Source organism: Pseudomonas sp. P5_A12 (assembly GCF_056400685.1).
Map to the genome: position 1 here is coordinate 1 of NZ_JBFUKU010000241.1, position 7,995 is coordinate 7,995.

Consider the following 7,995-nt stretch of genomic DNA (forward strand, 5'->3'; position numbering starts at 1 on the left):
CCTGCGTCCGGCGGCGCAGCCGTCGTAAAATCAGGCGCTGCGGTGTACCAGGTAAACCGCGATTACTGGATTTACGACGGCTGCGCCGCCGGACGCAGCCTTCGGCAGCTGCTACAAAGGCCGGCGAGCTTACCGCTGATAGTGATCCGCTCTATTGCACTGCATCAAGCATTTATACGGGCATGAGCGGCCAGGCGATTGATCGCCCGTTCGAGTTCTTCCAGTGCGCCGGGCGCTTTCGGATCCTGTTGCTTGAGCAGCGTTTCACTGCGCTGGCAGGCGGCGCGCAGTTGCGGGACGCCACAATAGCGGGTTGCCCCGTGCAAGCGATGGACGCGCTCGATCAATGCATTTCGGTCATTGCTTTCCCGGGCCGTGCGAATGGCCTCGCGGTCGGCTTCAAGCGAGGCCAGCAACATCGCCAGCATGTCCGCCGCCAGATCCGCTTTACCGGCGGCCAGACGCAAACCTTCTTCGGGGTCGAGCACCTGCAAATCATGCCCGCCGCCGTGGCTGTCACTGGAACGTTCCGGCCCATGGTTACGCAGGGCCAGGCCTGTCCACTTGAGTACTACTTGCGCCAATTGCCGCTCGCTGATGGGTTTGGTCAGGTAATCGTCCATGCCGCTTTGCAGCAACGCACGTTTTTCATTGGCCATGGCGTGGGCGGTGAGCGCTACGATCGGCAATGGTGTGCAATGCCGTTCACTTTCCCACTGACGAATCGCTTCGGTACTTTGACGCCCATCCATGCCGGGCATTTGCACGTCCATCAACACCAGGTCAAAGGTTTCGATCTGCACTGCCTTGACCGCCGCGTAACCACTCTCCACGGCCAGCACCTTGGCGCCCATGTCTTCGAGCAGGGTTTGTACCAGCAACAGATTGGCCGGATTGTCGTCGACGCAAAGTACCTTCGGCGCGCGACTGGACAGCGGTTCGCCCGGCTCGTTGCGCTGCTGGCGCGGGTTGACCAGATCGGACAAGGCCCGACGCAGTTTGCGGGTGCAGGCTGGTTTGGCCTGAAGCTGACTGTGCGGGTTAGGCACCGAGAGATGGAACAGTGTCTGCTCTGTGGTTGGACACAGCACCAGGACTTTGCAACCCAGGTGTTCGAGGTCCCAGATGTGCTGGTTGAGACGCTCCGGCGGCATGTCGTTGCTGGTGATGCCAAGCACCGCCAGATCGATGGCCTGATCGGTCTGGTGCGCACCGGTCACGCCATTGGTCAGGCTTTCCAGGGTATTGAACGGCGTTACGCTCAAGCCGCAATCTTCCAGTTGATGCTGTAACGCCTGCCGTGCCAAGTCATGGTTTTCCAGCACCGCCACGTGGCGTCCGAGCAGGGGCGGGCCTGGCAGGTCTTCGGCATCATCACGGGTCTTGGGCAGGCTCAGGCTGATCCAGAACTCCGAACCTTCGCCTGGTGTACTGTCGACGCCAATTTCGCCGCCCATCTGCTCAATCAGTCGTTTGGAAATCACCAACCCCAGCCCCGTGCCGCCGGGTTGCCGGGACAACGAGTTATCGGCCTGGCTGAAAGCCTGGAACAGCGCGCGCACGTCCTGGTTCGACAGGCCGATGCCGGTGTCCTGAATGCTGATGCGCAGTTGCACGCTGTCTTCATGCTCTTCTTCAAGCATGGCGCGGGCAACGATGGTGCCTTCGCGGGTGAACTTGATCGCGTTGCTGACCAGGTTGGTGAGGATCTGCTTGAGCCGCAACGGGTCGCCCACCAGCGACAAGGGTGTGTCGCGATACACCAGGCTCACCAGTTCCAGCTGTTTGGCGTGGGCCGCCGGTGCGAGGATGGTCAGGGTGTCCTGCAGCAGGTCGCGCAGGTTGAACGGAATATTGTCGAGCACCAGTTTGCCGGCCTCGATTTTCGAGAAGTCGAGGRTCTCGTTGATGATCCCCAGCAGGCTGTCGGCGGATTTTTCGATAGTGCCCAGGTAGTCGAGCTGGCGCGGCGTCAGTTCGCTTTTTTGCAGCAAGTGCGTGAAGCCGAGAATGCCGTTGAGTGGCGTGCGGATTTCATGGCTCATGTTGGCCAGGAACTCGGATTTGATCCGGCTCGCTTCCAGGGCTTCCTTGCGCGCCAGGTCCAGTTCGATGTTTTGAATCTCGATGGTTTCCAGATTTTGCCGCACGTCTTCAGTGGCCTGGTCGACGCTGTGCTGCAATTCTTCCTGCGCATTTTGCAAGGTGCCGGCCATGCGGTTGATGCCCGACGCCAGGTCATCCAGTTCCTGACTGCCGAGGGGCGGCAGGCGGGTTTCCAGATGACCGTCCTTGAGTTGCGCCACCGCCAGTTTGATCTGGCTGATCGGCCGATTGATGGTCCGCCCCATCCGCACTGCCAGCAGCGCCGCGCCGGCGAGACCGGCGGCAATCATCAGCAGGCTGGCAAACAGGCTGCGGTAACCGCGCAGCAACATGCCGCTGTGGGATAGTTCGATTTCGACCCAGCCCAGCAGGCGGTTGGCTTCATCGGGAATCAAGTCGCCGGCCAGGTTGCGGTGTTTGCCGAACACCGGCAGCAGGTAACGCGTCGCATCGTTGCCGCTGCGACGCAGCATCTGCGAGCCGTTGCCCACCGGCGCCTGATTGAGCATGGTCGGACCGGCGTGGGCCAGCAGCGTGCGGTCGGGGGCGAGGAAGGTCACTGCGCGTACGTCCGCTGTTTCCAGCGACTGGGTGGCGATGCGCTCCAGCAGGTCATTGTCCTTGCGACCCATGGCCGGGGCCACCAGGGGCGCAAGCTGTTCGGCAATCATCTCGCCGCGYTGCAACAGCTGGGATTGCAGGTCGGATTGCTGCATCCAGGTGAAATAGCCGCCCAGGACCAATGCCATCAGAGTCGTCGGCAACAAGGTCAGCAATAGCACGCGGCCTTTAATTCCCAGTTTCTTGAGCACGCATCTCTCCTGCATCCAGCGATTGATTGACCTGCGTGTACGTCCGGTACGCGCCACCCGGGCAGTGTAGCGAGTTGCAGGCAGGCAATCTTCGTAAAATTGATGTCCCCATTCGTCGGCGGTCGTGCTGCTTTTGTGTCTTGGGTAAACCTTGGGTTGCCCATCGACAGGCAATCTTGAATAATCATCAACTGAGAATTATTTGCAGATACTCATGACTCCCATCTCGATTGGCTATCCCCGAATCCTTTCCATCGAAGACGACCTCGTGCTCGGTGCGTATGTGCATGAACATTTGGGCCGTTGTGGCTTTCAGGTGACCTGGTGCCAGAACGGCCAGGAAGGCMTGGCCATCGCGCGACAGCAAGCCTTCGATGTGGTGCTGATGGATATCCTGTTGCCGGGCCTGGACGGGCTCAATGTCTTGACGCAATTGCGCCAGAGCCATTCAACCCCGGTGGTGCTGATGTCCGCTCTGGGCGCCGAGGAGGATCGCATCAGCGGTTTTCGCCTGGGGGCCGATGACTACCTGCCAAAACCGTTCAGCATGGCCGAATTGCGCGTACGCATCGAAGCGATCCTGCGTCGGGTGGCGCTCGACCGGCGACCGGTGCCGGCCCCGGTGGTCAGTGAGGCGGACAGCCTGCGTTTCGACGATGAGCTGTGTGAGGTTTTCTATGGCGAACACGCCGCCGGCATGACCCGCAGCGAGTATCGACTGCTGGAAACACTCAACCGCAATGTCGATGAAGTGTTGAGCAAAGCCTTCCTTTATCAGCAGGTGCTGCAACGCGGTTACGCCGCCCATGACCGCAGCCTCGATATGCACATCAGTCAGATCCGCCGCAAACTCAAAGGCATCGGTTATACCGAACGGGAAGTGCGCACGGTCTGGGGTAAGGGTTACGTATTGAGTGCTGCCGATGAAATGGTCTGACCTGCCAGGCCGGCACTCACTATTCTGGAAACTCGCCTGTTTGCTGGTAGCGTTTTGTCTGCTGATGATCTGGCTGAGTTGGTCCTGGGGCCGGTACATGGAACAGAAAAACCTGTTCTTGTCCGAAGAAGCCCGGATCACGCTGACCCGCTACGCCGCCGAAGCTGAGCAAGCCTGGAATCAACGCCAGAGTGCAGGCGTCGATGTCTGGCTGCAGGGTATCGGCAAGCGCGAGACATCGTGGGTCGGTGTCATCGGCGCTGATTTGCAGTCGTTGAGCAGCTATCCGCTGACGGAAAAAGAAGTTCAGCGCCTGACCTTTTTGCGCGGGCTTGATTGGCCAACCAGTCGCCACACCAAAGGCCTGCCATGGTTGCGAATCCCTTTTCCAAACGACCCGGCGGCCGGCAGCCTGGTGATCGAGTTGCCCCAGCGCTTTGTCCCGGGGCAATACCGGTTGATCTGGCGCGTGATCACCAACGGCATCATTCCGGGATTGTTCACGCTGTTGTTATGCGTCGGTCTGTATCGACTGCTGGTCGTGCCATTGAACAGTCTGCGCGAACAGGCCAACGCCTGGCGCGCGGACCAGTTGAACGTGCGCTTGTCGAGCAGCACCACCAATCGTTCGGATGAGCTCGGTGAGTTGGGCAGGGCCTTCGATCACATGTCCGAGCGCCTGCAAAGCACCGTGGCTTTGCAGCAACAGTTGCTGCGCGACCTGTCCCACGAACTGCGCACTCCGCTGAGCCGTTTGCGGGTGGCCAGCGAAAGCGAGCAGGGGCTGACGGCGTTGCGCGAGCGTATCGGTCGGGAAGTCGATGGCATGCAGCGTCTGGTGGAAGACACCCTGCAACTGGCCTGGCTCGATACCGAGCGTTCACCGTTGCCTGATGAAGCGATCCAGATTCAGGCGCTGTGGGAAATGCTCTCGGAAAATGCCTGCTATGAAAGCGGCTGGCCAGGCAGTCAATTGCGTTGCACCGTGGATTCATCGTGTTGGGTTCGCGGCAACCTCAACACCTTGGCGCAGGCGCYGGAAAACATGTTGCGTAACGCCATTCGTCATTCGCCAACGCGCGGCGTGGTGAGTCTCGGTGGGCGGCGCGATGGCGACTTCTGGCATGTGTGGCTGGAGGATGAGGGCGGCGGGGTGGCAGAGGCCGATATTGAGCGGATATTCAGTCCATTCATTCGTCTCGACGGCTCGCGACCGGGGGATGGCGGGTTTGGGTTGGGGCTGAGCATTGCGAGGAATGCGGTGCGGCGGCAGGGCGGACAGCTTTGGGCACAGAATACCGGGACGGGGTTGCGGCTTAATATGCGGTTACTGGCTGAAAATGTGAGTGCCAGTGATGACGCCATCGCGGGCAAACTCGCTCCCACAGTGGAGGTGTGTCGCCCACACATGGTGTGATCCCCCCCGATCCCTTTGTAGGAGTGAGCCTGCTCGCGATGAGGCCCTGCCAGCCACCACCTTCTGCATCGCTGAAGAGATAGTCGCGCCACTGGTGCGACATTTGTCCAAGTCGCAAAAGCGGGATCAACAGTGGACTCCTGTAAGGCTACAAGCCGTATGAACAACACCGAACCTTGTGGGGGCGGGTTTGCTCGCGAAGACGTCCTGCCAGCCACCGCCCCCTACAGAGCTGAAGAGATAGTCTCACCACTGGTGAGACAATTATTTTGCTCGTACAACCCGATCAACGGTGGACTTATGTAGGTCACAAACCGCGTAAACAACAATGAACACTGTAGGAGCGAGCGTGCTCGCGATGTAGCTATACCATCGGGTGAAAAGGTGTCAGCACTGCTGACACAATTACCCTGGACCCACAATCTGCTCATCTTGACTCAGAGCAGAATCCCGGAAGAGCGTAAGTTTTACCTGCGTTTGGCGATACAGGAGAGAGGGGGGCGACGCGCGAGTGGAGCGCCAATTGAAAGCCATCCTGTTCGAGCGCAGCGTCACCCGATCGGCAAAAGTATCAGCGGCGCTAAGACAAACTCGCACTGCGGCGCTTGAGATATTCCGCGATGCGTACATGGTTGAGTTTGTTGACCTATCGGGCGGCAAATAGTCGATTTAGTAGGAGGGAAAACAACCCATAATAGATGGCTTGTAGCAATGTACTTTCGATTATTTATGTCTCAACCGCTCAGCAACGCGTTGACTTCGGTAATGTCCACTTCATTTAATGTGCCTACCGCGGCCTTAAGCTGTAACTGGGCTAACAAGATGTCATAACGTACGCGAGACAGTTGTTGAACTATGTCACTGTATTTTCTTTGAGCTTCTAGTACATCGATACCAACTCGAATTCCGACCTTGTATCCGATTTTATTAGATGTCACTGCCGAGAATGCGGACGATTTCGCCGCCTTTAGCGCATTCTCCTGCGCTATGCCGTCCATTACGCCCGACCAAGCCTTTCTGGCTGTCAGCGCAGCGGCCTGGCGGGTGTCTTCCAATTCAAACTCAGTTTGTTCCTGCGTCGCTATTGCTTGCCGAGTAGCAGAACTCAGTCTACCTCCGCTATCCAGTGGCATGCTAAAACGTAGTCCAATGCTAGACGAGTCAATTCGGTCCGTATTGGCATTGGGGTTTTGCTGCATGTTCTGACTGATAATTAGATCGATAGATGGTAAATGTTCGGACTTTCGAATACGTACTTCATTGCCTGCGATGTCTCGGAGTAATGCTTGTGCTTGTACAGCAAGACTAAATTGCTGTGCCGCTTTAACCCATGTAGATAGTTCTAATGGTGTCGGAGGTAAAAGTGTTACATTATCCTCTAATCCTCTCAGTAAGCCTGGATGCTGCCCAACGATTCGAGCTAACGAGTTTTGGGTCATGTCCAAGTCACTTTTAGCTTTAATAAATTGCGCCGTGCTGCGATCAAAGCCTGCCTGAGTCTCATGTACATCAATGATGCTGACGTTACCTAATTCAAAGTTCTTTTTAGCGCTTGCCAACTGCTCCCCATCGGCAGTTCGTAGATCCCGTACTGCCCGAAGTACATCAGTAGCATTGAGTACTTCAAAGTAAGCATGCGCAACACGCAACATTAAGGCCTGCTGCGCGTTTTCAAGGCGGAGTTTTGCTTGCGCGCGTTGAAGTTCACCCTTCTTGAATTCAACCCAGTTTTGCCAACGAAAGATAGGCTGTATTAATTGGATGCCGTAACTACGACTCCGTCGTCTTTGCTCGGTATTACCGGTAGGGACTTGGTAGTCAGTTTCCATCCAGTGGGTTTGAGCATCTAGTGATATTTTAGGTAAAAGTCCTGATCGGCCTTGTACCCAGTGCTCCTGTCCCGTGCGCTGATGGGCTTTCTCTGCGTTGTACTGAGCATCGTTCAATAATGCCTGTTGATAGATGTACAAAAGATCACTGTCATGAGCCTGAGCAATCATTCCATCCAGCAACGAGACTGCACTTATCACAATTATTGTGACAGGCCTCATATATTGACCCTTGTCTCATCAAGACGAACATCTTCAACGACCTTTCCATTTTCCAGGCAGACAAGGCGCTTAGCGAAAGCGATAGTTTCACGACGATGAGCTATAATTATTCGCGTAATTTGCATTTCACACAGTGCCTTGACTACATGCTGCTCACTGTGTAGATCCAAGTGGCTAGTAGCCTCGTCAAGAGCAAGAATTTTTGGATTTCTATATAAAGCGCGTGCGATAAAAATTCGCTGTTTTTGTCCTCCGGATAATCCAGTTCCCATCTCAGATACAAGCGTCTGATAACCCATAGGCATATTAGTAATGGTCTTGTGGATATCTGCTTGGCGAGCTACTTCCGCTATGTGTTCCTGACAAAAGTGTGGGTCGAAACAAGCAATATTTTCGGCTAGAGATCCTGCCAGTAATTGATCTTCTTGCATTACAGCACTTACTAAGCTACGACATGTCCGAGGCCCTAACTGACGCATAGGTATCCCGCCAATCAAAATCTCCCCTTCTGTTGGTGTAAGCAGCCCGAGTATTAATTTAAGCAATGTGCTTTTGCCGCAACCAGAGCGCCCGACGATTGCAACTGAATCCCCTGCGTTGATCGTGAGAGACAAATTGTGTATTACCGAGGGCTCGCCATGTGCATATCGATATGAAACATGTCTAAATTCA

At 56.2% G+C, this 7,995-nt stretch carries 6 protein-coding genes and 1 pseudogene; 4 read left to right on the forward strand and 3 right to left on the reverse strand.

The annotated features are described in order from the left end of the window. Positions 1–186: hypothetical protein (locus AC1DSG_RS23835; RefSeq protein ID WP_477793088.1), on the forward strand; the 186-nt coding region annotated here is incomplete at its 5' end. Here AC1DSG_RS23835 and AC1DSG_RS23840 read toward each other — a convergent pair. Beyond that, on the reverse strand, positions 165–2,918 hold the full coding sequence (locus AC1DSG_RS23840; RefSeq protein ID WP_477793089.1) for a response regulator: 2,754 nt from the start codon (positions 2,916–2,918) through the stop codon (positions 165–167). The two genes, AC1DSG_RS23835 and AC1DSG_RS23840, sit on opposite strands and share 22 nt — an antisense overlap. 214 nt (positions 2,919–3,132) lie before the next feature. On the opposite strand from AC1DSG_RS23840, the gene AC1DSG_RS23845 reads away from it, so the two are divergent. From AC1DSG_RS23845 to AC1DSG_RS23855, 3 genes and pseudogenes are all read left to right on the forward strand, one after another. After that, positions 3,133–3,855: a response regulator transcription factor gene (locus tag AC1DSG_RS23845; protein WP_477793090.1), complete on the forward strand. Its 723-nt coding sequence runs from the start codon at positions 3,133–3,135 to the stop codon at positions 3,853–3,855. Beyond that, positions 3,842–5,272, forward strand: a complete 1,431-nt coding sequence (locus tag AC1DSG_RS23850) for a histidine kinase sensor domain-containing protein (RefSeq protein WP_477793091.1) — start codon at positions 3,842–3,844, stop codon at positions 5,270–5,272. The genes AC1DSG_RS23845 and AC1DSG_RS23850 overlap by 14 nt, the downstream gene beginning before the upstream one ends. 378 nt (positions 5,273–5,650) lie before the next feature. After that, positions 5,651–5,930, forward strand: a pseudogene (locus AC1DSG_RS23855) (DUF1016 N-terminal domain-containing protein); the annotation flags it as partial. 76 nt (positions 5,931–6,006) lie between these two features. On the opposite strand, the gene AC1DSG_RS23860 reads toward AC1DSG_RS23855, so the two are convergent. Next, positions 6,007–7,323, reverse strand: coding sequence for a TolC family outer membrane protein (locus AC1DSG_RS23860; protein WP_477793092.1), 1,317 nt, complete (start codon positions 7,321–7,323; stop codon positions 6,007–6,009). Next, positions 7,320–7,995, reverse strand: a 676-nt coding sequence (locus AC1DSG_RS23865) for an ATP-binding cassette domain-containing protein (RefSeq protein WP_477793093.1), incomplete at its 5' end; no start/stop codon positions are given. The genes AC1DSG_RS23860 and AC1DSG_RS23865, both read right to left, overlap by 4 nt.